This window comes from Candidatus Nomurabacteria bacterium, assembly GCA_020632075.1.
GTDB lineage: Bacteria > Patescibacteriota > Minisyncoccia > Phycocordibacterales > UBA918 > OLB19.
In genome coordinates, this window is the sequence record JACKGH010000001.1 from 665,053 (window position 1) to 690,993 (window position 25,941).

Annotated in this window: 27 protein-coding genes; 5 read left to right on the forward strand and 22 right to left on the reverse strand. The window is 49.9% G+C overall.

Annotated features, from left to right (window positions below):
- Nucleotides 1–47 precede the first annotated feature (47 nt).
- The 3 genes from H6786_03110 to H6786_03120 are packed head-to-tail and all read right to left on the reverse strand — an operon-like array spanning nucleotide 48 to nucleotide 1,384.
- Nucleotides 48–377, reverse strand: a complete 330-nt coding sequence (locus tag H6786_03110; GenBank protein MCB9816361.1) for a hypothetical protein — start codon at nucleotides 375–377, stop codon at nucleotides 48–50.
- A gap of 48 nt (nucleotides 378–425) precedes the next feature.
- Nucleotides 426–740, reverse strand: coding sequence for a hypothetical protein (locus tag H6786_03115; protein MCB9816362.1), 315 nt, complete (start codon nucleotides 738–740; stop codon nucleotides 426–428).
- A 50-nt stretch (nucleotides 741–790) separates the two neighbouring features.
- A complete protein-coding gene (locus tag H6786_03120) occupies nucleotides 791–1,384 on the reverse strand; it encodes an RNA polymerase sigma factor (GenBank protein ID MCB9816363.1) in 594 nt (197 codons plus the stop codon).
- A gap of 208 nt (nucleotides 1,385–1,592) precedes the next feature.
- On the opposite strand from H6786_03120, the gene H6786_03125 reads away from it, so the two are divergent.
- The gene (locus H6786_03125) at nucleotides 1,593–2,168 is read left to right on the forward strand and encodes an elongation factor P (protein MCB9816364.1); all 576 of its coding nucleotides are present in this window, start codon (nucleotides 1,593–1,595) and stop codon (nucleotides 2,166–2,168) included.
- A gap of 57 nt (nucleotides 2,169–2,225) precedes the next feature.
- Here H6786_03125 and rpsR read toward each other — a convergent pair whose 3' ends face one another.
- From rpsR to H6786_03140, 3 genes are all read right to left on the reverse strand, one after another.
- Entirely contained in the window at nucleotides 2,226–2,426 is a 201-nt protein-coding gene (rpsR, locus tag H6786_03130) for a 30S ribosomal protein S18 (GenBank protein ID MCB9816365.1), read from the reverse strand.
- Nucleotides 2,427–2,582: 156 nt separating this feature from the next.
- Complete coding sequence (locus tag H6786_03135; protein ID MCB9816366.1) at nucleotides 2,583–3,023, reverse strand: single-stranded DNA-binding protein; 441 nt, start codon at nucleotides 3,021–3,023, stop codon at nucleotides 2,583–2,585.
- Between the two features lie 64 nt (nucleotides 3,024–3,087).
- Nucleotides 3,088–3,612, reverse strand: coding sequence for a 30S ribosomal protein S6 (locus tag H6786_03140; protein ID MCB9816367.1), 525 nt, complete (start codon nucleotides 3,610–3,612; stop codon nucleotides 3,088–3,090).
- A gap of 104 nt (nucleotides 3,613–3,716) precedes the next feature.
- Between H6786_03140 and H6786_03145 the strand changes: the two genes are divergently transcribed.
- From H6786_03145 to H6786_03160, 4 genes are all read left to right on the forward strand, one after another.
- Nucleotides 3,717–4,646, forward strand: a complete 930-nt coding sequence (locus H6786_03145) for a D-alanyl-D-alanine carboxypeptidase family protein (GenBank protein ID MCB9816368.1) — start codon at nucleotides 3,717–3,719, stop codon at nucleotides 4,644–4,646.
- 71 nt (nucleotides 4,647–4,717) lie between these two features.
- Nucleotides 4,718–5,536: a hypothetical protein gene (locus H6786_03150; protein ID MCB9816369.1), complete on the forward strand. Its 819-nt coding sequence runs from the start codon at nucleotides 4,718–4,720 to the stop codon at nucleotides 5,534–5,536.
- Between the two features lie 121 nt (nucleotides 5,537–5,657).
- Nucleotides 5,658–6,506 (forward strand): hypothetical protein, encoded by an 849-nt coding sequence (locus H6786_03155; protein ID MCB9816370.1) that lies wholly within the window; start codon nucleotides 5,658–5,660, stop codon nucleotides 6,504–6,506.
- 68 nt (nucleotides 6,507–6,574) lie between these two features.
- On the forward strand, nucleotides 6,575–7,549 hold the full coding sequence (locus H6786_03160; GenBank protein MCB9816371.1) for a hypothetical protein: 975 nt from the start codon (nucleotides 6,575–6,577) through the stop codon (nucleotides 7,547–7,549).
- A gap of 132 nt (nucleotides 7,550–7,681) precedes the next feature.
- On the opposite strand, the gene H6786_03165 is transcribed toward H6786_03160, so the two are convergent.
- From H6786_03165 to H6786_03240, 16 genes are all read right to left on the reverse strand, one after another.
- Nucleotides 7,682–8,440, reverse strand: coding sequence for a TatD family hydrolase (locus tag H6786_03165; protein MCB9816372.1), 759 nt, complete (start codon nucleotides 8,438–8,440; stop codon nucleotides 7,682–7,684).
- A gap of 2 nt (nucleotides 8,441–8,442) precedes the next feature.
- Nucleotides 8,443–9,924 carry a methionine--tRNA ligase gene (locus H6786_03170; protein MCB9816373.1) on the reverse strand — a complete coding sequence of 494 codons (1,482 nt, stop codon included), beginning with the start codon at nucleotides 9,922–9,924 and terminating at the stop codon, nucleotides 8,443–8,445.
- 75 nt (nucleotides 9,925–9,999) lie between these two features.
- Complete coding sequence (locus H6786_03175) at nucleotides 10,000–11,382, reverse strand: glycine--tRNA ligase (GenBank protein MCB9816374.1); 1,383 nt, start codon at nucleotides 11,380–11,382, stop codon at nucleotides 10,000–10,002.
- Between the two features lie 14 nt (nucleotides 11,383–11,396).
- Nucleotides 11,397–13,352, reverse strand: coding sequence for a hypothetical protein (locus H6786_03180; GenBank protein ID MCB9816375.1), 1,956 nt, complete (start codon nucleotides 13,350–13,352; stop codon nucleotides 11,397–11,399).
- 21 nt (nucleotides 13,353–13,373) lie between these two features.
- On the reverse strand, nucleotides 13,374–13,952 hold the full coding sequence (recO, locus tag H6786_03185) for a DNA repair protein RecO (protein ID MCB9816376.1): 579 nt from the start codon (nucleotides 13,950–13,952) through the stop codon (nucleotides 13,374–13,376).
- A gap of 227 nt (nucleotides 13,953–14,179) precedes the next feature.
- Nucleotides 14,180–14,365, reverse strand: coding sequence for a hypothetical protein (locus tag H6786_03190; GenBank protein MCB9816377.1), 186 nt, complete (start codon nucleotides 14,363–14,365; stop codon nucleotides 14,180–14,182).
- Nucleotides 14,366–14,480: 115 nt separating this feature from the next.
- A complete protein-coding gene (locus H6786_03195) occupies nucleotides 14,481–17,813 on the reverse strand; it encodes a class I tRNA ligase family protein (GenBank protein ID MCB9816378.1) in 3,333 nt (1,110 codons plus the stop codon).
- A 546-nt stretch (nucleotides 17,814–18,359) separates the two neighbouring features.
- Nucleotides 18,360–18,770: a hypothetical protein gene (locus H6786_03200; GenBank protein ID MCB9816379.1), complete on the reverse strand. Its 411-nt coding sequence runs from the start codon at nucleotides 18,768–18,770 to the stop codon at nucleotides 18,360–18,362.
- Between the two features lie 49 nt (nucleotides 18,771–18,819).
- Nucleotides 18,820–19,905 (reverse strand): DUF2914 domain-containing protein, encoded by a 1,086-nt coding sequence (locus tag H6786_03205; GenBank protein ID MCB9816380.1) that lies wholly within the window; start codon nucleotides 19,903–19,905, stop codon nucleotides 18,820–18,822.
- Between the two features lie 67 nt (nucleotides 19,906–19,972).
- The gene (locus H6786_03210; protein ID MCB9816381.1) at nucleotides 19,973–20,830 is read right to left on the reverse strand and encodes a hypothetical protein; all 858 of its coding nucleotides are present in this window, start codon (nucleotides 20,828–20,830) and stop codon (nucleotides 19,973–19,975) included.
- A gap of 199 nt (nucleotides 20,831–21,029) precedes the next feature.
- Nucleotides 21,030–22,295: a serine hydroxymethyltransferase gene (locus H6786_03215; protein ID MCB9816382.1), complete on the reverse strand. Its 1,266-nt coding sequence runs from the start codon at nucleotides 22,293–22,295 to the stop codon at nucleotides 21,030–21,032.
- A gap of 143 nt (nucleotides 22,296–22,438) precedes the next feature.
- The gene (locus H6786_03220) at nucleotides 22,439–22,825 is read right to left on the reverse strand and encodes a dUTP diphosphatase (protein MCB9816383.1); all 387 of its coding nucleotides are present in this window, start codon (nucleotides 22,823–22,825) and stop codon (nucleotides 22,439–22,441) included.
- Nucleotides 22,826–22,835: 10 nt separating this feature from the next.
- Complete coding sequence (locus H6786_03225) at nucleotides 22,836–23,498, reverse strand: thymidylate kinase (protein ID MCB9816384.1); 663 nt, start codon at nucleotides 23,496–23,498, stop codon at nucleotides 22,836–22,838.
- Between the two features lie 42 nt (nucleotides 23,499–23,540).
- Complete coding sequence (locus H6786_03230; protein MCB9816385.1) at nucleotides 23,541–24,524, reverse strand: thymidylate synthase; 984 nt, start codon at nucleotides 24,522–24,524, stop codon at nucleotides 23,541–23,543.
- 4 nt (nucleotides 24,525–24,528) lie between these two features.
- Nucleotides 24,529–25,086, reverse strand: coding sequence for a dCTP deaminase (dcd, locus tag H6786_03235; protein MCB9816386.1), 558 nt, complete (start codon nucleotides 25,084–25,086; stop codon nucleotides 24,529–24,531).
- Between the two features lie 132 nt (nucleotides 25,087–25,218).
- Nucleotides 25,219–25,893: a CYTH domain-containing protein gene (locus H6786_03240; GenBank protein MCB9816387.1), complete on the reverse strand. Its 675-nt coding sequence runs from the start codon at nucleotides 25,891–25,893 to the stop codon at nucleotides 25,219–25,221.
- Between the last annotated feature and the right edge of the window lie 48 nt (nucleotides 25,894–25,941).

A 25,941-nucleotide genomic window follows, 5' to 3' on the forward strand; every position in this document is an offset into this window, starting at 1 on the left:
GGGCGCTTCGCGCCCGGCCTTTTGTTAGTTTGTTTAGTTATGTATGACTACACTATCCTTGGCATCACCCCAAAGCGAGACACAAACGCTTGAGCTAGGTGATATCCCACTGAAACGGTCACTGCCCCCGCCAACATCAGGGTACAGACCGTCAGCATCTCGCCGTGGGTACCGGCAGACCACACCGCGTTCGCGACATATTGCGGTGTATGCCCCACTGGTACAGCGAGAAAATTATGAATAATGCTCGCGACGTGAAGCCACTTCGCGAGAAGCAGCGCCGCTGCCCCCAGGAAGATCCCCTGCCAAAACATCACATGTGTACCAATGCTGATTGCATAGGCATAGTACACGCGACGCATGATGGCTTTTTGCATGTTTGACTTCATATCTACTTATACTAGCTTCGACTCAAAATAGTTACACTACATGTACGCGAGGACAATTTTTTTGACTCCAACATAGAATGTGATCAACGGTACAAGTATCAACGGAACAGCACCTGCTAATACGACCGCAAACAGGAGGGCTCCAGACAAAAAGATGAGTGCAGAACCTTTAAAAATCTGTTGTTTATTACCATCGTTACTAAAATGATCGTACAAACCAAGCAAAATCACTAAAATACCAACAAAGATAAAGGATCCTTTAGAGGTGATGGTAGTTGCCTGTGTAGCCAAATACAAAAACAAAGCAGCAACTGTTGCTACAAGGAGTACTTTAAGTGCCTTTTGACTCATAACTATGTAGACATCATAGCAAAAAAGTGACCCTTTGGAGATGACGCCTGTTAATCTAACAACACCTCTATTTCCTTGTCGATTCCCTCTTTCTTAAACGCTGCTTTTGCGCGATGGATCCGCGCCTTGATCGTACCAGTATTTTCACCGGTGTGCTCGGCTATATCCTGATGCGACCACCGCTCGAGGTAATGCAACCGCAGTACAAGTGCAAAGTGTCCTGGTAAGCGCTCTAAAATACGTTCGATCCCATCACGCTTCTCTTCAAAGCCGCTATGCTCCGCCCACTCGCCGTACATCTGCTCATACTCGGGGTCGATCGCCTGGAAACGTTCGCGTTCTTTCACCAGTTTCTGGTAGCGGGTAAAGGCGGTATTAAGGAGAATTCGGTACGCCCAAGATGAGAACTTGGCCCCAGACTGTGGCTCGTATTTGTCGGCATTGATGTAGATCTTGGTAAAGGCGTCCTGTACTACCTCTTCTGCATCACGTGGATCGCGCACTACCCCGCGCACTTTGCGGGTAAAAGGCTCTTGGTAGCGATCAACGATGATCTCAAACAGCCACGGTGAAGATTGTGACTTGGCAAGCACCAACTCATCCTCCCATTCCCGCGCGTCTTCCGTTGAGCTAAATCCTAACATGTCTGCATACTACCACCTCCGCCATATCTGACATCTTCCCTTTTTAATTAGATTTGATATAAATATGGCGTTAATCATAACCGGAGCATAGAGCAACAATCACTGCAGCTCGCTGCCGCCAGATTGAGGACTGGGTCAAATTCCTCAATCTGGCGAAGCGCCTGCATAAATTCGTAATAGTCGCGCTTTGCGCTCCTTTACTCATTCAATGGCAGTCCTATCCTACAACGAGATCACCCTGAAGAAAGTTATCCTCCACGACGATGAGCCGTATTTGGTGATCGCGACGCACGTATTCCGCAAGCAACAGCGCAAGCCAGTGAACATCACCAAGCTGAAGAATCTTAAGTCTGGCCGCGTGGTTGAGGTAACCTTCCACCAAAATGAAACTGTGAACGAGGCTGACCTCGAAACCCGCTCGGTAACCTTCATCTACAAAAAGCCAGACGAATACTGGTTCCACACTGCAGGCAAGCCAGCTGAGCGCTTTATGCTAAGCGAAGACCTGATCGGAGATCAAGGACGATTTCTGAAGGAACGTTCAGATATCGATGCACTCCTCTTCAATGACGAAGTCATCAGCCTCAAGTTCCCGATCAAGGTAGAGCTGAAGGTAAAAGAAGCGATGCCAGCTGTTAAAGGCAACACCTCAAGTGGCGCCCAAAAAGAAGTCACTCTCGAGACAGGCGCAACGATCATGGTACCGATGTTCATCAACGAAGGCGACGTGATCAGTATCAATACTGAAACGGGAGAATACTCGGCGCGCGTTGATAAGGCGTAGTTGCATGATGTAAAAGGCCGGCCCCTTCGGGGCCGGCCTTTTACATTTTATTCGAGCCTATCGCTGAATATATGGCATAAGAGCCATGAAGCGAGCACGCTTGATCGCACGAGCGAAATTGCGCTGTCCCTTCGCGGTCATACCAGTACGACGGCGATTGAACATACGAGCGTGCGGGTTCACATTGCTCTTGAGACGCAACACGTCTTTGTAGTCAACGTGGTGTGCTGGTTGGTTTTTAGTTTCTGTAGTTTCCATGTTTTATTTGTGAGTTTGTCACAAAGCAAATTTGATTTTAGACCTGGAAATTGCTGGCTGGCGAGGCATCGCGAGAAAATGACACGAGTGGGACACACGAAGTCCAGCAAGTGTTATTTTACGAAGCGATAACGAAGCCAGCCGGTAATTTACTGTCTAAAATGGGATGTCCTCTGGATTGATCTCTTCTTCAGGGTAATCCGGTACCGCTGGCGCCTTATCATCTGCTGCGCCAGAACTCTGGCTGCCAGCAGATGGAGCACCTGCCCCACCCCCCTTCGGACCAAACTGTACTCGGTCGGCGATCACCTCAGTGCGGTACTGCTTCTGACCATCCTTGTCCCAACTGCGAGTCTGCATGCGACCTTCAACATATGCGCCATTACCCTTTGAGAGGTACTTTGCGCAGTTTTCAGCCTGCTTTCCAAACACCACAATATTGTGATAGTCAGCCTGCTCTTGCTTCTTTCCATCACGGTCAGTGTAGACACGGTTGGTAGCAAGCGAGAATGAACAGACATTCATACCGCTTGGAAGAGCTTTCAGTTCTGGATCTCGAGTGAGATTCCCGTAGACCATTGCTTTGTTAAGATACATAATTTCGAATCAGTTATGGGTATTAAGTGAAGCTATTATAGCGTGCACTTCCCCAAAGGTCTAACTAGCTAGCCTTTTCCTCTGATTCTTCTCCTTCTTCAGTAGTTTCTTCCTCTGAAGCTTCGTCAGACTCATCTTCGGCAGCTTCTTCTGTCTTATCTGCCTCAGCAGCATCAACATCAATGGTCTCAACCTTCTTGTTCGCTGTTGCCATCGCTTCGTGGTAGAAAAATGGATTTTCTTCCTCAACGTGCGTGAGCTTTACGAGCAAGTGTCGAAGAAGTTCCTTAGTGTGCTCAAGCACTTCAGAGATCTCTTCGATCGCTGTTGCTGGAGCTTCAAATCGGACCCATCCAAAGTACGCACTGGTGAACTTTCGATTTCGTCCCTCAAGGTACTTAACCAGCTCGTACGCCAGATCGATCCGCGCTGGAGCTTCTTCAACTGTGATGGTGCCACCATGCTTTGTAATTGCGTCTTTCAATGATTGAAAAACAGTAGCTACTTCCCCTTCAGCAACCGTTGGAAGTACGTGGAAGGCTAACTCGTATGAGTTCGCCTCGGCTGCTGGCATTTCTGTCTTAGACATTTATATATATGCCTTAACTGATAACGGCAGCACTGTACCACAGGCTTAGGTGGCAAACAAGGGGGCGGAGCCGGCCTTGTTAAATTATGCTAAAATACTCCAACATGAAACTTTCGCACGACGCAGTACTGTACCTCACTGGAGCAATTGCTGTGATCGGTATCATCACCGCAACGTACTTTGGCATGCAAAGCAAGGACCGAGCGGTACAAATTGAAAATCTCCTCCAAGAACGTAATGCTCTCCTGCAAAAAAACAACCAGAAAGATTCTGAGCTAGCGGCAGCAAGCAGTACGATCGCTGAACTACATGGCGAACTAGAAGACTTCAAGGAAGAGCTGGAGGAACTCGCCGATGACTACCGCGATGAACGAAACCGCAATGAAGAATTTGAAGACCAGATCCGTGATCTCGCCGGTACTCTTGGTGATCTCGACAAACTTGCTAAAACCGATGAAGAACTCCTGGCAAAATATTCAAAGGTGTATTTTCTGAATGAAAACTACATTCCGGCCAAACTAGAGCAAATCCCAGATAAGTACATTCTGTCTGGCAAGAAGGACCAGTACTTCCATGCTGATGCATACGACCACTTAGAGGATCTATTGAAGGCGGCCGCAAAAGACGATGTCGATCTAAAAGTAGTGTCTGCCTATCGCTCATTTGACGAACAAACTGATCTGAAAGGACAGTACACACAAGTATACGGCACTGGCGCAAACGCGTTCTCGGCTGACCAAGGCTATTCAGAACACCAGCTCGGCACCACCGTAGATCTTACTGTTGATTCTGTCGGTGGAGCCTATACCAGCTTCAAGGATACCGAAGCATACCAGTGGTTGCTTGATAATGCATACAAATACGGTTTCATCCTCTCCTACCCTGAAGATAACGACTTTTACATCTTTGAACCATGGCACTGGCGTTTCGTAGGCACTGAACTTGCTCGCGATCTCCACCGTAGCAGTAGCAAGACGTTCTACACCATGGACCAGCGCGAGATAAACGATTATCTCCTCAATTTCTTTGACTAGAGACTGGACAAGTTAGATAAATTATTGTAATTTCCTATCTGGAAAAACAACGACACAACGAGGCAAAATAGATGTCGATTACAACCGTGCCGAAGCTCTTTGACGTTGTCAACATCGTCGCTCAGACAACAGACCTGATCCGAGACAACTTCCGCAACCATAACCACTCGCCCCACCAGCTACGCTGCATGATCGATGCTGCATTACAAGACTGGGCAACCAATCAAGACCTGGGGTACATAAGCAGTCAAAGTAGTTCATACTCAGGGCAAGACTACGTCCTTTGCACCGAACCACTAGAGAGTGCTGATAAGTATGTGTACGGCTTCGCTGAAGCGACTACCATCGCCTGTATCATGGAGCGCGCAGGTGATAAGTGGTTACCACAAGTAGCTGTGATACACGATGCGCTGCACCAATGGACCTGGGCAACAAGTACAGCAACGCTACCACGCACCAACATTTGGCATAAAGGGTATCACCCTTCTTCATTTGCCCCGCATCAGGTGCAAGCACCCTACCGCGTGCAGCTGTCGGAAGACCCCTTCTCCCTCTTTGATCTACACGGACTTGAACAGTCACTGCGATCAAACGGCGACCTGGTCACAATGTCAGACAACACACCAGGGTTGGTCGGTGGACTTATCCGACTAGGAACAGTGCACGGCAACGTGTATACAGGCGACAATGCGTGTATTCCTGCCGCTTCAGGACTCATCTTGCGAGACACTTCAGCAGTCATCACTGATCTGGATGGTCAACCGATAGACGGGTTCGAACTATGTCTTGATGGTAACTCTGCAAGCTTGCTCGTGCGCAATGGCATGATCATCGCTGCAAACCATCAGGTGAGCACTGCCATCCAACAGACGATTGCGGGCCAATTCTGAAAACAACATTCCTCGTCCAGTGAAAGCTGGACGAGTTTTTGTTTCTGTATTGACGCAAAATGAAATTACTTGTACTATCCAAATCAGCTTTGTAACTTTCATTTCAACCAGGAGCGCAGCAATGCAACTACCTACACGGAACGATATGATCGACGTGGTCGTCGGAGTGATGAGTGTACCGAAAGACCATTTTCGCTCCCTCATTCTGGTCGACACGAAAGAAGACGGCACGACCGTAAGTACAGTCGACAAACAGATCAATGACCGACTGCTGGAATGGAGTCGCCGGTACCAAGATGTCGGTTTTATCGGCGAAGAAGGCAACGACTACCACGGCGAGGATTATATCCTCTGTGCCGATCCGCTTGACGGCAGTGACGCCTTCGCCGGCGGCAACGGCAATGTCGGTATTGCTCTGACTCGTCTATGTCGCATTGCACACAATCTGTGGCTACCCGAAATCACCGTGGTCGCAGACCCGCTCCACAACATGGTATGGACAGCCAGTCAAGACGAGCAGACCGTGGTGGCACGACTAGATCGTGGTCAGATGACAAGACAACAATGTCAAACCACTGATCGCTCGCCACGTCGCGTAACGATCTCAACCTGGCCTGGTGTCCCCTTCCATCTCGATGAAGTCCAGCGCGAAGTCATGCGCCGACGTGAACAGTACTTCCAACAGGAATTTGGCTGCATCTTGATCCCGAGCGCACTCGTAGCCTCTTGCCTGTGGCAAGCCACTGTTTTTGCCGGTAGTGGTGCGACCGAGTCGATCGCAACTTCCCTCCTTGTACAGCAAGCCGGAGGAGTGGCAGTAGACTGCTATGGTCAACCACTGATCCACTTCAAACTGGGTGAACGCTATGGCAAGGTCGATTTCATTCTGGAAGACGGCGCCATCATGGCCGCAAATCAATCGATCGCCGATGACCTGGTGAGGCTCATTCACTCCAAACAAGCTGCGTAGCAGCAAAAACCATGGCCCGTCCAGCATGCTGGACGGGCCTCTTTCTTTTTTGGTATTCTATAGCACACATGAACATTTCCATTGCGCTACACGAAGGCTTAGTCGACGGCATTCCAGAAAAACCAGAACGATTTGTAGAGACCGTTATGTCTGACGTATTCATCTACCCCACCGTAGTGCGCAAGGTGTACAAAGATAACCGCAAAGGCTTCTTCACTGACCTACGCGACCTTGAAGTCCGTCGCCAGTACTACGCCGAAGACTTCGCCTGGAACCAAGGTGCTTCGAAAGATATTCACCTTGGACTGCGCGGTGTCCAACAGACAGAAGCCGGCGCCTACGAGATCATCGCGGCCGAACTGGCGGACGAATGGTTTATTGAAATGAAACGAGTCCGTGACGACGACACTCTCTTCCGTCGTCTCAATGAAGGCACTACTACTCGTGAAGATGTCGCTGCTCTCGCTAAAGCACAGACTGAAGCCCTCGATGCTCTAACCGAAGAATACCTCCACACGTTTGAAGACCTGCTCGCCCGCGGCCTACGCGACCTCTGGCACGCTCGGCTTGATGGTGACTTGCGTATGTTTGGCAAAAACTTCAGTGATCAGATCGCGCCGGAGCTAACTGACCATCGAGTTGATACGCTCCTCAACTTTTTCCATACTCACGACTACTTCACCAATATGGACCCCGACATGGCATCGGTTGCGATTGATAACCACGCCGGAAACGTAGTCTTCCACGAAGAACGTCCGCAATTTATTGATATCCACCTCGCCAAGCGCGACTGGCGCGTGATCGACCGCAACAACAACATCGCTCGCATCGCCACTTGTGTGCGCGTCCTCGGTAACAATGAGCTAGCTGACGCCATGTATGAAGCCTACCAAGACCATCATGAGCTAGCACCAGCTGAAGTAACTGCCTTCCAGGAAGCCTACAATGCGTTCATCAAGGGTTACTACTACACCTATTTGAAACAGCCTGACATTGCAAAGAAATATTTTACGTTTGCAGATGCGACTTTGGCTGAGCTGTAGAAACACAAGGCCGGCCTTCGGGGCCGGCCTTTTGTTTTCTAACTTGTATTGTCTTCGTGCGTTCTCCATTAGCTGCGCCCGGACTTTTCTGCATCTTCTCCTCGTATCTCAGCGATTTTTTATACACCTCTTTCACCATCCACGGCTCGGCGCGCTTGCCGCGGTGTGGCACAGGGCGACATACGGACAGTCGGTTTCACCGTGGATGAGTTCTAGCGGCGCGTTTTTGATGACCTCGGCGTAGCTGTCGGTCTTCGGAAACGTGATCACCCCAGTAAACGAAATCGTCCCGCCGAGGTCGAAAAAACGCGCCGCCTCCTCATACGTCCCCGCATAAAAATGCACGTTAAACGGCACCTTCGCGTATTGTTTCAAAACATCGTGCACATCTGCGTACACACTACGTCCGGTCGGACTTTCCTTCCCTGGCTGCGGCCCACGAGTATGGATCATCAGCGGTAAGCCAAGCTCATTGGCAAGCTCGATCTGCGCGATAAACGCTCGCTCTTGCGTTTCGTAACTCCCCTCTGGCGTATGCCAATAGTCAAAACCACACTCACCAACGCCGACCACTTTGGTACTCTTGGCAAGCTCACGATACAGATCACTATCGAATTCCTCCCCCTTACTCTTGAACGGTTCACCACCCTCACCGATCTCATCTTCATCGTGCATACCCGGCACGGTCTGGATCGGATGGAGGCCAATAATTGCGTAGCAATTATTGGCCTCGCTTGCCAACTCCACCGCTCGCTTGCTCGTACTCGCCTTTGTTCCGACATTGATCACTGCCACATCCTCCTCAGCACATTTCTTCGCCATTTCCAAAGCATCCTCAGCAAAAGCAGAGAGATTAAGGTGTGCATGTGTATCAATGTATTTGAAAGACATAGTTATGATTCAAGTCGTGCAAAGAGATTCTCCGGTTTCTTGTTTGTAAGCACTGCTTCTCTAATAACTCTTGAGGTTTCCGGCATGTACGGCTCCAGTTCTACTGCTTTATACCAAAGTTGAATTACCAAGAATTTAATGATTTCTTTTGCGCTCTCAATTTCCTCACCAAGTTCTGATTTAATTCTCTTATACGGCTCAGTGACTTGGATCTTTTCGTCAACCGTTTTAATACTCAGACTCATGTACCACTCAATCTGATCATTTCCTGACCAGATGTAATCCAAGGTTTTTTGAAAATCAAAATTTTTCAATTCTGACAACCCCACTCCTTGATCGTCCAAGAAACTCACGTTTGGCACCTCAACCGGTGCATCGAGGTGCGTCTCTGCCATTTTCATAATCCGCGCTGTGAGATTACCCAGGCCGTTCACGAGGTTCGCGGTGTACCACTCATCGAGTCGGTCCCAGGTGATGTCGGTGTCTTCAAATGGATGAACGTGGCGGAGGAGCAAGTAGCGGGTCGCCTCAGTACCATACCGAGCCGTCAGCTCGTACGGACTGATCACATTGCCAAGCGATTTACTCATCTTCTGACCACCACTATTGATGAAGCCACCAATGAAGATCTGAGTTGAGGTTGGGAGTTCTGCTGAGAGGAGCATCGCCTGCCAGATAGCGCTCTGCTGACGAAGATTGTCCTTCCCCGCAAATTGCACCCCTGGCCACCAACCACCGAAGTCGGCTTTTTCTGGCCAGCCAGTCACTGAGATATAGTTGGTGAGGGCATCGAACCACACGTACATTACATGCTCTTCATCGTCTGGCACTGGTACACCCCAGGCCATCTTGGTCTTGAGGCGCGACACACTGAAGTCTTGCAGGCCGCCTTCCACAAACTTCTTAATCTCCGCCAAGCGAAAATCTGGCACCACAAAGTCTGCCTGTTCATAGAGGTCAAGGAGTGCCTGCTGATACTTCGAGAAGCGGAAGAAATAGTTCTCTTCCTCACGCACTTCGATCTCATCATTTGGATGGAGCGGACACTTGCCATGGTCAAGCTCGGAATCAGTCTTCTCAAGCTCACACCCCTTGCAGTACTTCACTGCATGGGTCGCCTTGTAGATATCACCCTTCTCCTTGCAACGACGCCACATCTCTTGTGCTGCATGCTTATGATGCTCGTCAGTCGTGCGCACGAAGTTTGCTTCAGGCAAAATACCAAGCTCAGGCAAAAGCTTCTTGAATTCTTCCGCCAACTCATCGACAAACGACTGCGTATCCTTCCCAGCTTCCTGCGCTTTGTCGTAGATCTTTTGGCCGTGCTCGTCGGTACCTGTATTTAAAAACACCGGATGCCCCATCAACTTAAAGTACCGGGCGTACGCATCGGCGCGCACCAGCTCAGTCGCAAACCCAATATGCGGACTTGAGTTCACATATGGAAGTGTCGTGGTGATGTACTTTGGTGTTTTGTCTGACATAGTCAAAATACTCTAGCACAATCGGAGTGAAATGGAACAGAAAGGCCGGCCCCTTCGGGGCCGGCCTTTTGTCTTCTACTTCAGTTTTTCTACCAGATCAGCAATCGCGACTCGCTCCTGCTCGCCCGTATCACGATCACGCACCGTCACGGTATCTTTAAGTGCTGGATCTTCTTCACCAAGCGACTCAAAGTCGATCACAATACAATGCGGTGTACCGATCTCATCCTGTCGACGATAGCGCTTCCCGACATTTCCATTGTCGTCCCAAGCCACGTTACCAAATTCCTTCTTCAGCATCGTAAATACCTCACGCGCCTTTTCTACCAGCTGCGGCTTGTTCTTAAGGAGTGGTGAGACCGCGACGCGGTATGGTGCCAAGTGTGCCGACAACTTCAAAAAAGTGCGCACTTCACCTCCCATTTCGTCTTCAGTGTATGCTTCACAGAGCACCGCAGTCAGCGCACGCCCTACACCAAACGACGGCTCGAGTACATGCGGAATAAAACGAGATCCGTCTGGCTCAATATACTCCATCGACACCCCACTTGCTTCCATATGGTTCTTGAGGTCATGATCGGTGCGATATGCAAACCCAGCGAGTTCATCAAAACCTTTGCCTGGGTAATTGTATTCAAAGTCGATGGTACGCTTTGAATAGTGCGCTAGATCATTTTCTGGCACATCGTACTCGCGAATGTTTTCGTCAGCTAGACCGATATGACGATGCCAGGCTTGAATATCGAGACGGAGCTTCTCAAACAACTCTTGCCACTCCTCTTCTTTTACAAAATACTCAATCTCCATCTGCTCAAACTCCCGCACTCGGAAAAGGAATTCACGCGGCGCAATCTCATTGCGAAATGCCTTACCGATCTGCGCGATGCCAAACGGCATCTTTGGCGCCATTGAGTCGACGACATTTTTGAAATTCACGAAGATACCCTGCGCAGTCTCGGGACGGAGATATACTTTACCCTCATCACCCGCAGTTGCACCAACGCGAGACTCAAACATCATATTGAAATTACGTGCTTTTGAGAGCGCGTTTCCCTTCGGACTCTTTACTCCATTTTCAGTAATAAGTGCATCGATCTCTTCGAGAGTCTTCCCTTCCGCATCAAGCCCACTGTCTTCAAGCAAGTGATCAGCTCGGAAACGCTCACCTGTTTCAATATCTTCTACGAGCGGATCGCAAAAACCAGCTCCGGTATGACCTGATGCCTCCCAGACTTTGGCATTCATTAAAATTGCCGCATCGAGTCCGTACATATCTTCGCGATCATGCACAAACATTTTCCACCACTCACGCTTGAGATTATTGTTGAGTGCAACACCAAGTGGACCAAGATCCCAAGTGCCTTTAAGGCCTCCATAGATCTCACTTCCCTGAAACACAAAACCACGCCGCTTACACAGCGAAACGACTTTCTCCATTGTTTCTGCAGATTTTTCCATACAAGACACTTTGCTTACTGAACAACCTCACCGTTGTCATCTTGGTAACCCATCTCTGATGAGAGTTCTGTTGTAACAGCTCTCACACTATCTTGCAAGAGGGCGCCCGTAAAGCGATCATTGGCTTTGATACTCTGCTCGTTTATCAAAATTGGCTTCTGACCAACTTGTGAGATACTTGGTCGAATACTCACCTGGAACAGTAGTTCTTTCCGCTCACCTGCTTTGATATCTCCAATGTTCCATTGCAATTCCTTCGACACGTTGTTGTACGTCACGATACCCGGCGCATCATATTGATCCAACCAGTTCACGTACACTGGCAGACTTGTCTTCACGATCGCGTTTGCTAGGTCATTTGCACCGCCTTCAGCAACTAACGCAACAGTGTATGTCGTGGTCTCCCCAACCGTTGGAGGGATCGGACCGCTGTCACCAAACCGACCAACATTTCGACCAACTTGCGAGCCAAGCGTAACGCTCGAGGAGTATTTTGCTTCAGCCCGCGAAGTACCGATCAGTGTTTCCTGAGCGCTTGTCTCAGCCACTCGTCGTGCATAGACATTGACCCTAAGATCAAACGACGCGGTTGAACGTTGTTCTCCAGGTGCAACAGTGAAATGCAGTTGGCGTGTATCACCTGGCAAAACCTCCTCAAACGAGTCGTTGTTTGACACTTCCCAGCGGACCGTCCCGGTATTGGAATCATAGAAACCTAACGTACTCTCGATCGAATTCTGATCAAGTGCATTTCCACTTGGCACCACCTCAACCGTCAGGTCGTACACCGTTTCGTCTAGAGTGTTTTTAATACTAACATCTACCGTCGATACATATCCTTCAGCAATGATCACTTCCCGATCCTTACGTCCGTTGATTGCCACCCCAACATCGATAAACGGGCGCTCGATCTGGAATTCGGTCGAAACTTCAGCCAGATTCGCACCAACTAAGTACTGATTATCAGGGTTGGCTGGACCAGCATCAAAATTGATCAGCAAGGTCTCTTCGGTCAAACCAGTCACCACTCCCTCAAGTTTGATGGTGAATTCTTCTTCAGAATCGAGTCGATCGATCCGCCAGACATTCTCGCCGTAGATCGGAGCTGGATCAGCAGATTCGTAGACAAACCCATTTGGATACTGTGCAGTGACCAAAATATTCTCAAGTGGCGTCGACGCGTTCGAAACGGCAGTCAGCGTCACATCGACCAACTGGCCAGAGGCAACCTTCTCAACACTGTCAACTCGCAATACCAAAGGCGAAGAGCTGATGCGGAGCGTAAATGGATCAGCATCCTTGTAAAACATACCGTTTGAACCGTTGATGCGATATTCAACTGTTGCCTCGATCACTTTCTCATCATTCTCCTCACCAAAGATCGCTACTTTCACCGGAATATTCTGTACTTCCCCTGGGTAAACATCATTGATCGCGATACGTTCTTCAAAGAGATTACGTGGGGAGTCTCCAACGGAGCGAGTACCAACTGGATATTTCAAAATAAGGGTTGCAGACTCAATTGCTACAGAGTTTAGGTTGGTAACTGCGATCTCAAGCGGTAGCACCTCTCCACCACCCAAAAGTGGCTGTCCATCTATTGTCAATTGGATATTGTCGTTTGAGATCTGATTCCCGCCAAGCAGCACCCAAAGACTGGAAAGGCCAGCCACAATGATGAAGATCAAAAAGCTCATCCCCAGCACAAATGCACGATAGCGACGTCGTGGCTTAGGCAGCACTGGCTCTTCCATATCTACCGGAGCAGCTGGAGCAGTGGTCTTATCAACCCCCTCACGAAGATCGGTTGTGTGCGGTCGCTCTGGGCGAGTAACGTCCCAGCTCTGCGAGACTTCGACTTTTTCATCAGTCAATTGATGTCGCGAAACTTGCTCCGCAGCTACATCACGCTGATACAGACGCTGTCGCATGTTCTCGATCTGTTCCTCAGTGTGCAAAGGTTTCTTCATAGTGTCTAGTATACCACCGCCCTAGAGATGACTCACTGAAACGGCCTGGGTATATAACCGCTCAATTGCACGGTGCGTTACATCGTCGTGCTGAGCAGATAGTTCACTGATCGATGTGGTACGAATAGATTCTGGGATGCTTTTTTCATCAACATACCCAAGCGCTGCCAAGATGCGCACCTGGACAACCATTTGCACGAATGCTCGCTGTTCAAGCGGTCCAGCAAGGACTTCAAGGGCACTGATCACTAGTGCATAGAGCTCTGGATCGGTTCCTTCTCCGTGCAAAAAGCGACGCAGTAGCCGCACCACACTAACCACGCTCCCGCGCGCGGACTTATCAGTCGCAGAGTGGTAGAAATTCCGCCCCGGTTCGATACTGCCGATCTTCCAGCCCGCCTTCCCCTTCACGAGTGACACGCGCAAGAGCGAAAAGTCCTGGAGCGCGTACCGCTGCCGCGAGCGTTCTTCCCGAACACTACGCGCGTCAGCGTACAGCATCCCCGCGTCACGAGTGAATAGCAAATAACTACGATCAGCCGTATTGCGGTCTTTCGTCCCGCACACGAGTGCTTCAGTGGTGTAGGTTTCGTAGGCCATAAAATATAACACAATCTGAGTCTCCTAGACCGAAACACTGCCAGAGGCTCAACGTCCTCGCTCCAAGTATCGTCGCTGCGGATGTTTCGCTACTGGCAGTGCTCAGTCTAGACCCACAAGGATAGAGTTGGGATTGTGTCGGCACTCAGCGAGTAGGGACTATGCGCGGGAGGGTTTGGCTGGGGCGCGCAAGGAGCGTGTGAGTCGAGTGCCGACCAATTACGACTCTATTCTTTTTGAATCTGGAAACTAAACACATAGTCTCCAGCCTTCACCTCTTCTCCTTCCGCCTCTGCATACACAACTGCAGACGAGCCGACGGTTTTGGTGAGTAGCTCTTTGTTTGCGTCGATTGCGGCTTGGCCAGCTTCGTCTGTCTGGATGGTAAGCTCGATCACATCCTTCTGGCGCAAGACCTTCGGTCTTGCGCCGTCCCTGCACCGCTCGCATCAGTTCGCGCACCGCACCTTCGGCGAGGAGTTCGGGGTAAGGGCTGTATCAAGTCGAACCCAGCCAGACTCTTTTTGTCTAAATTCGCATCGGCAGCACCTGTTTTACGTTTACCTCATCAGCAATAATACTAATCATTTCTGGTTGCTTCGGGATTTCGGTTTCCGGCAGATAAAGCGCTTGCATTGGTTGACGAACTTTAACTCCAGACTTTGTTCGCGCCTCAAGCGCCGAACTCACGATCGTTCGTACGGTAACCATCTGACTTAATAATTCTTCATCCACCTCTCTCCCTTCTGGCCACTTACCAAGATGCACACTTTCCGCATCGTTATCTTCTTTCACTGCCTGCCAGAGATACTCGGCGTAGAATGGCATGGCTGGTGCCATCACGAGCGCGAGCGTACGGAGCGTGTAGCGGAGTGTCGCGAGCGCTCGGGTTTTGTCTTCAGTATCTTCGCCCTTTAGCCTGTCACGACTGCGTCGCAAGTACCACACTGAAAGATCATCAATAAAATCCGTGATCGGCCGAGTCGCCTTATCAAGCTCGTAGCTCTTGTAGCCAGCGGTTGATTCAGCGATCAGCTGATTAAGGCGGGCGACGATCCAGCGATCAAGTACATGACTTGAATCGTCGCCCGCCTTCGTCCCATCCGCGAACATCTCATACATTGCGAGCACGTTATGCAAACGACCAATATTCTTTCGTTGTAGCTCAAGCACCTCCTTCTCAGAGAAGTTGAGGTCTTCCGCGCGGATCACTGGTGACGAGAGCAAGTAGAAGCGCATCGCATCGATCCCCACTCGGTTCGCCAAATCCATCGGATCTGGATAGTTCTGAAGCGACTTTGACATCTTCTTGCCGTCTTCTGCGAGCACAAGACCATTTACGATCACCTGCTCGTACGGTGACTTATCAAACAACGCCACACCCAAAACAAGCATCGAGTAGAACCAGCCCCGCGTTTGGTCGAGTCCTTCAGCGATAAACTGCGCTGGAAAATTCTCTTTCTCAAAAGAATCTGCACACGAGAACGGATAATGAAACTGCGCGTACGGCATTGAGCCACTCTCAAACCAACAGTCAAAGACGTCAGGAATTCGCTCCAGCTTCACACCATTCTCCGCGAGTACGTAATCATCGATGTACGGTCGATGGAAATCGAGCTCGTAGTGATCATTGTGCGGTAGCGGCGCGTATACTAGCTCACGCACTTCGGCATTAGCATGATACGCCGCCTCATCCGCAAAGTAGGCTTCAGACTCCTTGAGACTAAGCCCCTTCACAAAACACTCCAAACCAAACAGCGGACCAGCATGACTCACGATCAAGATCTTCTTGCCAGCATACGTCTCTTCGAGTGATTCGATGAATGCACCCATGCGTACCTGCACATCTCGGCGATTTTCTGAGCCTTCAAGCTTCTTGGTGAAGCGATTTTCCCATGAGGTGAACTGCGCGTTGTAATCTTTCCACTTGCCACCTTCGTAATCATCACTAAGATCAAGTTCACGAATTCGATCATCCTCAAGCACTTCAGCTTCTGGGAATGCAGCAGCAACGATCTCTGCTGTCTCTTTCGTACGCTGAAAACCAGAGTGAATGATGATATCGATCTCTTTCGGCAAATTTGCCATAGCGGCAGCAACCTGCTCCTTCCCTTCTTCGGTCAGACCATCGACATTTTCTTTGTTGCAGCTGATGATGTGCTTCACGTTGCTTTCAGCCAAGCCATGGCGCATCGTGAAGTAGGCATTGCCGCTCGTTGGTGCGAACTCCTGCATCTCCTTGAGCGAACCAAACACCTTCACCTCACTGGTCTCCGGATTCTTCCAGATCGGCAATGGTGCACCCCAATAGCGCTGGCGACTCACTGCCCAGTCGCGCGCACCTTCAAGCCACTTGCCGAAGCGGTTGGTGCCCACATGCGCCGGTACCCAGCCAACTTTTTCATTGGCTGCCACGAGCTTGTCTTTGATGCTCGGCACATCAACAAACCACGACGTGGTCGCATAGTTGAGAAGCGGCGTATCACAGCGCCAACAGTGCGGGTAGCTGTGGGTGATCTTTTCTTTGGCGAAGAGTCGTCCCTTGGCGGCCAGCGCCCGTATCACTTCGATGTCGGCATCCATATGGTTGATCTCCTGCTCCGGCGAATCCTTTGGCTTTACGAGCTGCCCGGCGAAGTCAGTGACGAAATCTTTAAAGTGTCCGCCTTCGTCGACATGATGAATAAGCGGCAAGCCGTGCTCCTGCCCGAGCTTCATATCGTCTTCACCGTAGGCTGGCGCGATGTGTACGATACCAGTTCCCTCTTCACCGACTTCAACGAAGTCTGCGTGGAGCACGGTCCACGCGTTTGGCGCGTCTTCGGTGAGTTGTTCAGCCAGCCACGAGAATGGTGGTTCGACTTTTTTGTCGAGAAGTTTCGAACCTTTGATTACTTCTTCGACTTTCCATTTTTTACCACCGAAACCATACCAAACATCACCATTTTCAAAAGTGTGTAGTTCTCCTTTCTCTAATATGTCTTTTGCAAGAATCAAAAACTTCTCCTCTCCTTTACTAACAGGGAAAGGGTCTACACCTTGCTCATACTGTTTTAACCCCTTCCCCATTTCCACAACCTTCACGTACTCAAACTCCTCATTCACCGCCAACGCCATATTCCCCGGCAATGTCCACGGAGTGGTCGTCCACGCGAGGAGTGATGTATCTGGCTCATCCACCAGCGGGAACTCCACAAACACTGAAATATCCTTGATGTCTTTGTAGCCCTGATTTACCTCAAAGTTCGACAACGTCGTCCCGCAACGCGGACACAGGTGCATACTCTTGAAGCCTTCGAAGACCAGACCCTTCTCATGAAGCGACTTGAACACCCACCACACGCTCTCAGTGTAGGTGCTATCCATGGTCTTGTAGTCGTTTTCCATATCGACAAAGCGACCCATGCGTGGAATGACCTTATGCCAATCATCGGCATATTCCATCACCGACTCGCGCGCTGCTTCGTTGAAATTCTTTATGCCGTACTCCTCGATATCACGCTTGGTCGCCAGACCAAGCTTCTTCTCGATCAAGTTCTCGACCGGCAAGCCGTGGCAGTCCCAGCCCCACTGCCGCCGTACATGGTAGCCCTGCATCGTCCAAAAACGCGGGATCGCGTCTTTCATGGTGCCAGCGAGAATGTGGCCGTAGTGTGGCAAGCCGGTCGCAAACGGCGGCCCATCATAAAAAACGTAGTCGCCTTTTGGCGCGTCGCCCGCTGGCTTCTCTAGTGATTTATTAAAAATGTCGTGTTCCTGCCAAAACGCCAAGATCGCTTCTTCGCGCTCGGCTACTTCAGATTTGGGAACGTCGACGACTTCAACTGAGTCGTTTTCACGACCGTGCATTTTAGTATTCATAGAATTGTAAGTTATGTGTATCAGACATAGTCTCGGTGGTGCGGCTGCCTTTGGCAGCCGCGCCACCGAGACACGCAACGTATCAGGCTGCTTTTTTATCCTATCACCTATTCGTATTTTGCAAAGACCAAAAAGAGCGCCGAAGCGCTCTATTTTCTGTTGGCACAAACAATCACTCGAAGTCCAAGTCACCAGCATAGTTACGGTCGCATGGCACCGAACCAGCCTGAGGTTGTTGCTGGGGTTGCGGCTGTTGTGTTTGACGCAACCAGGGGACTTGTTGTTGCATCTGTTGGGGACCTTTACCGGTCGTGGGTAAAGTGTCCAAAAAGGTCTCCTTGATAAGAATCTGATTAGGATCAGTCTCTTCGTCAGTGACACTCTCGTTAGTCATCTCTCTGTCCTCGTTTGTTTGAGTGGGTCTACGTTGTACTACCCTACCTGAAGTATCGAACGACACTGGAGGGTTCGCAAGTGTGCGCAGTGTACAAAACAAAGGCCGGGCGCTTCGCGCCCGGCCTTTGTTTGTGCACTTAATGAGTATCATTACGCAGCTTCTTGCTGTGGAGCACTTTCCTCATCTTGTGCAGCCTTAGCTTCCATTGACCGTACCAAATCTGGCGCGTCGATTCCTTCCATGCCAGCAGCTGGAGCGCTATCTGGCTCTAGAGTATGCCGGCCCTGCACAATATCCTCGTTACTATAGTCAGTCGGTTCGATACCAGGATCGCCCGCCCACTCATCAACCGATTCCATGTCCAAATCGCCGTCTGCCGGCCCTGACTTTCGTTCTGCTTGTAAAACAATATCTTTATTTGTGAACACCCGCCCTTGCTCTACACCAGCAGCAGGATCGTCTATTTGAAACGCGTCAGGGTTCGCGCCTGTTTCAGCTGCACGTCGAGCCAACTCATCCTTTGATGGCAATTCAGGTCCCTTTTTTCCAAATCCAAACATACAATATATATTACAAAAGTTTTAAACAGTTCTCCTATGATACCAAAAACTACTCAACCGTCACCTTGATATCCTTTGGTTCTCCCGTTGTATCGATCCGTACCACCTCTCGGCCGAGCACCTGGCCGCGCTTGGTCTCCACGCTACAGCGCCACAGACCAGAGAAAAAACTGGTGTTACGAGTGTAGCCTCTATAGCCACCTTCATTAGTACCTGCGATCGTATACCCATATCGAAAATGTTCCTGCCAATCACCATTAACATCTTTATATTCCCAACGGTGATAGATATCAGTCTCAAGTTTTGTCGGCGCATACACACGCGCATAACACGCGATCGAACTACCAGTCGGATGCAGGATCGGTCTCGTCAGCGGCAACCTGCGATACCACGGCTGTTCTTCAGTCTCGATCCGATAGATCTTATTTCCAGTTGGCGCAGTGTAGGTCTCGACTGATTGCACCATCTCAAGTTGGGTGAGTGAAAGCGGGATCGGTGGGATCAAACTTGTGAAATACAGCGCATTGAATCCGATGTAGATCGAGGCCACAGTGAAGATCACCCGCTGCGTATTGACCGCCATGAAGTTTGGCACGATCCGAAATAGCACTTGCACCACAAAGGTCACGATCATGAGTGCAATGAGTCCACTCAGAATGAAAATGCCGTCACCCATCTTCCCAGTAATGACGGGCACAACCAATACGATGTATGAAAAGACTCCGATGAAGTAAAGCGCAATATGATACACGAGTCGATCAGACCGTTTACTCACGAATTCGTTACCAAAGATCACCGCGAGGATGATGAGCAAAAACGGCGCACTCGCCACCCAATCTCCACTCCGGCCGTAGAAAATGAGCATTCCAGAGAGCAACCCACCAAATGCGTACTGCATCCCGACTGGCGCAAAACGTTTGAAGAAGCGCGTGAGGAACCCTGGACCACGCTCTGCCACCCCCACATACAGCAGTAGCAAAGCAGTGGTGGACAATAACGCGTAAAACAACAGGATGAGATTATCAACAAGATTGTCGATCTGATTGAGCAAGATCGTATCGGTAATAAACCCGAGCACGAACGCCACCGTAAGCCAGTGTCGGTGCAGTAATTTAAATGTAGAACCAACGGTCATAGCAGCATCATACCAAACAAAAAGCACTCGGACAGAGTCCGAGCGCTGCGTTTGTGTAACGAATACTTCATGCGACCAACGACGGTCGCCATTCGTACTCTGGCTCTTGTACAATTTCTTGGAACCGTGCGAAGAAATCGCAGTACGCATTCTTCGCATCAGGCACCAGATAATCCAAGATATCGACGTGGCCGAAATGTACGTGCGCCAAACGGTCTTGGCCAGACTGAGTGGTAGAGAGATGCCACAGCGGCTGCTTCTCACCGCGACTGACCCACAGGATCTTCACGCCAAAGAACACAAGCGCAAAGCCAGGTGGCGGTGAAACCGCCTGGTGCACGGTATCACCTGGACCTTTACACGCCAGAAGCTGTCCCCCTTCATCACCAAAATGGATAGTGAGCAGACTGCGATCGACATGCACTTTTGCCCCTGTTTGCTCTACCCCGCTTGGGTAGTACAGACTCCGCAGGGTCGCGGTGCTGTACGGCATCGTCTGTTGCAGACAAGCCCGATATGACGCAGCTGCGCCAAGACCATACAGTTCATCGAGCGCGTCCATGATCTGTGCACCAAGACCAGCAGCATAGGAACGCAAGCTGTCATGCAATACCAGGAACCTGTAGTCGTCTGGCTGAGGTTTGATCTTGTCCAACTTGATAGCAGCATTCAAGGCTGGGTTACTATGGAAAAACCACTTCCGGTCGTGGTTGCCTCCATTACGGACCACGAGTCCGACATCGGCCTCGCTCTCACCCGATAGCTGCACGTGCCACTGATCGACATCATCCAGCCTCACTCGACGAGCGACGAAATCTGGAAACGAGGCCTTGACCTGCTCGACCCGAGCCTGTTCGATCGGGAACATCGCCCAACCGTTTTCCCAAAGTTCTGTTGCAATGTCACTGAAGTTTTGTTGTGTCACGCTCTTATCTCCACGTCAAGAAATCAATCTGAGTAGAACCATACTACATTCCCCTCGGACTGCAAGGGTAATTAAATTGCCCCGTCACCGCGGTAGCGGCAACGGGGCTTGGGGATCGAGGTGTTGTGGACCTCGTTCATACTGGACGACTTGTGGTTCCAGTGGCAGCTAGTATAAACGGTCTTGGAAAATTAGCAAGCTAGAATGCCGCCGGTACTGGAAATGCTTCACAGAGCTTTTGCACCTCGGCTTTGATCTGCTCTTTTTCTGCCGTATCGTCCTTTGCCTTAAGCGTGCGGATCATGAGCTCTGCCAATTGCCTCGCCTCCCCTTCTTGCATACCACGAGTGGTCATTGCTGGGGTACCAAAACGAATACCTGATGGATCGAGCGCAGAGCGTGTTTCGTCCGCGATCATATTTTTATTCAGTGTAATACCTACTTCATCGAGTACTGATTCTGCTTCCTGTCCAGTGATACTAAGCGATCCATAGACATCTGCCAACAAGAGATGATTATCTGTTCCGCCGGCAAGCAGTCTGATATCGTGTGCTTTGAATACTTCCTCCATCGCCTTGGCATTCTTTAAGACCTGCACCGCGTACTCCTTGAAGCTTGGCTTGAGTGCTTCGCCAAACGCCACCGCCTTGGCAGCAATGATGTGCATGTGTGGCCCCCCTTGAATTCCTGGGAAAACCGTCTTATTGATACGCTTTGCAAGCTCAGCACTCTCACGCACCATGATCATACCGCCACGTGGACCACGGAGCGTCTTGTGGGTCGTGGTAGTCATTACATCAAAACCGTAGTCAAACGGATTCTTCAGTACCCCAGCTGCAATAAGACCCGCAATGTGGGCCACATCAGCTACGGTATAGGCACCGACTTCCTTCGCGATTTCCACAAACTTTGCATAGTCGAGTTCACGACTGTACGCTGAGAAGCCAGCGAGGATGATCTTTGGCTTATGCTCAAGTGCCATCGCTCGCAAGTGGTCATAGTCGATCTCTCCCGTATCAACATCTTTCATTTTGTAACGGACAAAGTTGAAGACTTTATTGATGCTCGTGGTCGGGTGACCGTGGGTGAGGTGCCCACCGTGTGAGAGGTCCATGCCAAGTACCGTATCACCCGGCTCCATCAAGGCGAAATACATCGCGACATTCGCAGCTGCACCGCCAAGCGGCTGCACGTTTACATATTCACAATTAAAAAGCTGCTTGGCGCGCTCGATCGCCAAGGTTTCTACCACATCAGTGTACTGCTGGCCGCCATAGTAGCGTTTGCCGGGATAACCTTCGGCGTACTTATTGGTAAGCACTGAACCCTCTGCCTCACGTACCGCAAGACTGACGTAGTTCTCACTCGGGATCAATTCGATCCCCGTTCGCTCCCGCTCTTCTTCTCCGATGAGTGCTTCGTAGACTTCTGTATCCTGCGCTTTTATGTGTTGATATTCGTTCATAACTATTTAAAAATTAGCTGAGTAACTGCTCTACAGAAAGTGAACGAATAGGATTAGATCATGGTCGAGTTTGTTAGTGTGAGCAGTATAGCATAGAAAAATGGGCGGGCCCCGAAGGGGCCCGCCCATTTTTCTACCCCTCCTTATGCATGACTCAGGTCTTCAGCTTCAATGATGTTGGCTCGTTCTACTTTCTGTATCAGCAATCGTGCGACCACATCACCAGGCGCAAACACCTTAGTCTCGGGACTATGATTGGTCACCTCAAGCACGATCTCATCTCGATAACTCGAATCTACCAACGCAGCCGTGACCGTGACCGTGTGACCGATCGCCATACTCTTTGGATCCTTGATCCAACCAATGTACCCCACCGGAATTGCCACCGCTACCCCAGTCGAGACCGCTACCTTTGCTCCCGGTTCTACCGGCACTTCAAACTGTGAAAACAGATCAATTCCTGGACTAGCACTGCGCGCATACGCTGGCAACTTTGCTTGTTCAGTGAGACGCTTGATGAGAATTTCCATAGGCTAATGATTAATCGAGTAACGGTCGAACCAGTCCGTACAATTCGGTATTGATATTATCTTTGCTCCGCAATTTATCATCCATCATACAATTGACGATGCGCCACTTCTCTAAGTCAGCAATATTTTCTGCACAGTTCTGGATGGCTGCCTGATACACCGCATCGGTCTCCGTGTGCCCAAGCTGTGGCTTCCGTTCGTCGGTCGTGAGCAGCGCGTGGCGCATTTCTGCTGGCATGTTGAGATATGCGACCATATCGGGACGCGGGATCTTGAACACATCGTACTCAAGTCGCTGCAGCCACAGCAGAAATGCGCCACGCTTATCAACATCAGATATTTTCGCCCCTTGATGCAGCATGTTAGCGGTCACGTAGCGATCAAGAATGACATGCTTCCCTTCTTCTAACCAAGACATCAATAGCTCACGTGCTTCAAAACGATCGCCAGCAAAGAGGATCGCGGACAAACGCGGATCGAGATCGACAAAATTACCGTGTGTCTCGTCGAGCCACTCACGAATGTACCCACCGAAGAAGGAGTCATCATAGCGAGGAAACTCCAACGTCTCGATCTGCATCCCCTCGTTCCGGAGTCGCTCCACGAGCATTTTGGTCTGCGTTGCCTTTCCAGCACCGTCAGCCCCTTCGATCACGATCAATTTACCTGACATAAAACTATTGAACTTTTGCTCAATAGTACCACACTGCCAGAACTACTCTGCTGCCTCTTCAGTCTTTTCGTGAATTTTTTTATTGAAACCACCGACAACTGCCATCTCTGCCTTGATCGGCGGATGTGATTCGTAGTTATTGAGCGTTACATGCTCTGGAGCAAACGTATCCAGCGACGTAACTGAATCATCAATCGTGACCGTTGGGAATGGCAGTGGCTCACGAGAGATCTGTTCCTTTGCTTGCTCAATGTGATTTTCATAGATATGCACATCACCAAAGGTATGCACAAACTCCCCGGCTTCGTAGCCCGTGATCTTCGCCAAGATCTCGGTGAGTAGCGCGTAGCTTGCGATATTGAACGGTACCCCAAGGAAGATATCTGCTGAACGCTGGTACAGCTGCAAGCAGAGTTTCCCGTGATTGATATTCACTTGGTACATGTTGTGACAGATCGGAAAACGACACGCCTCACCAGGCTTCGCCATACCATACAAGTATTCAGGGTTCCAACTATTCACAATCGCGTTGTGGCAACTCGGATCAGCTTTGATCTCGTCTACCACCCACTGTAGCTGATCAACCCCACCACCATCCTTGCGTGGCCAGTTACGCCACATCTCACCGTAGATACGCGGCAAGTTTCCGTGTTGCTCCGCAAAGTCGTCATCGGTTTCGATCTTCTCGATGAACTCTTCTTTGGTAAGTTCAGGCCAACCCTTCTTTTCGCGCTTGTCATTATAGATACGAAGCGGATAATCGTCCCAAATATGCACTTTGTTATCTACCAAGTACTTAATGTTGGTCTGTCCAGACAGGAACCAATACAACTCATGCAGTACTCCACGCCAGTACACCTTCTTGGTAGTGAGGAGCGGTAGTCCTTGACTGAGATCATACCGCATCTGCTTGCCAAACAGGCTGTAGGTTACATCACCAGTATCTGCATCTTCCTGTCGACTACCAGTGTCGATGAGTTCCTGCATCAGATCTAAGTATTGGTACTCTGGGTGTTTTTTCTCCATAGTGCTATTTTTTATCATCCATTAAATCTCGGCCACTAAAGTTGCTCCCCCAATTATCCTTGCCTCGTGCTTCGTTGGCGTAGTTTCCATTTGGCTTGCTAGAAAGTTTTGAAAACGTCAGCTGCGCGATCTCCATTCCCGGACGCAAAATGATCGGTACGTTGTTGAGGTTGCAGAGTTCAAAGGTGATGTGAAGGAAATGTCCGGGATTGATGAGACCAGCCGTGTTGTGGATCATAAGTCCTACGCGCGCGAGCGAAGACTTCCCTCCCACCTGTACGAGGTAATGATTGGAACCAAAGTATTCTTTAGAGATACCAAGCACTGACACACCAGGATGCAGTACAAACTCACCACCATCTTCCACTTCGATCTCACGTGTCTTGGCGTAGATCTTTCGTGCTGGGTCGACCATGTGCGTGGCATGTTCATCGTTCACCACAAACTTATTCCCGAGCAAAATGTCATAACTCGCTGGCTGCAAGCGTGCCTTATCAAACGGCTCGAGTGTGATCTCTTCTGCTTCAACGGCTTTTACGATATCGACGTCAGAAAGAAACATATAAAAGTGATTTAGTAATAATTTTCAGTTGCTTTGCAGCTCGCTACAGCCAGATTTAGGACTGGGACAAAAGTCCTAAATCTGGCTAAGCGCCTGCATAAATTCGCAATAGTCGCCTTACGGCTCGTTTGCTCATTCAACAATGAAGGTCTTATCAGTGCCGTAGTAGTCGGGCCAGTTTTGGTTGTAGAAGTCGAACATGCGGGCGAGGCGGTTTTGACTTAGCTCTTCAACTTCGAGCTCTGCCATCAAACTATCAAGTTCACTTCGTACCGCATCCGCCTCGCCCGCGTCCGGCACGATCTTTTCAAACTCTGCCAGGTACCCGTAGCCAGCATTACGGTCGATGCACACATTCGCTCCTTTGTATGCGTACTCTTCTCGTTCGCGCGACCACTTGGCTTGGTAGACATAGCCAGCCTCTTGCACCAAAGCATCGAGCTCATCGAGGGTGATCGAAACTGGTTCTTCAAACTCCATGCGCTGTATGCTGTTTGAGCTTGTCCCACCATCGATCGAAGCCTTCACCACAAGCAACACCTCATTATCACGCTGACGGGTACGTACCGAACAGTCACTACCTCTCTCTGCGATCGTCTCAAACTTCTCAAGCTGTTCACCAGTGAATAGATGCTGTACTTTTTCAAACAACTGCTTGATATCACCGCCCTCAAAATAATGATTGAGCTGCTTGTTGGTCGATACACATGCACAAGCCGGGTCAAGCTCCTGCATCTTTTGCTTCAGTGCGTCGGCGCGCTCTTTTTCGCCAAGAAGTGACTTAACCTCGATTTCAAAGTGTGACATAGGGCAAAGATAGAAATTAGCGGGTTCATTATACCAGGCGAAAAAGAG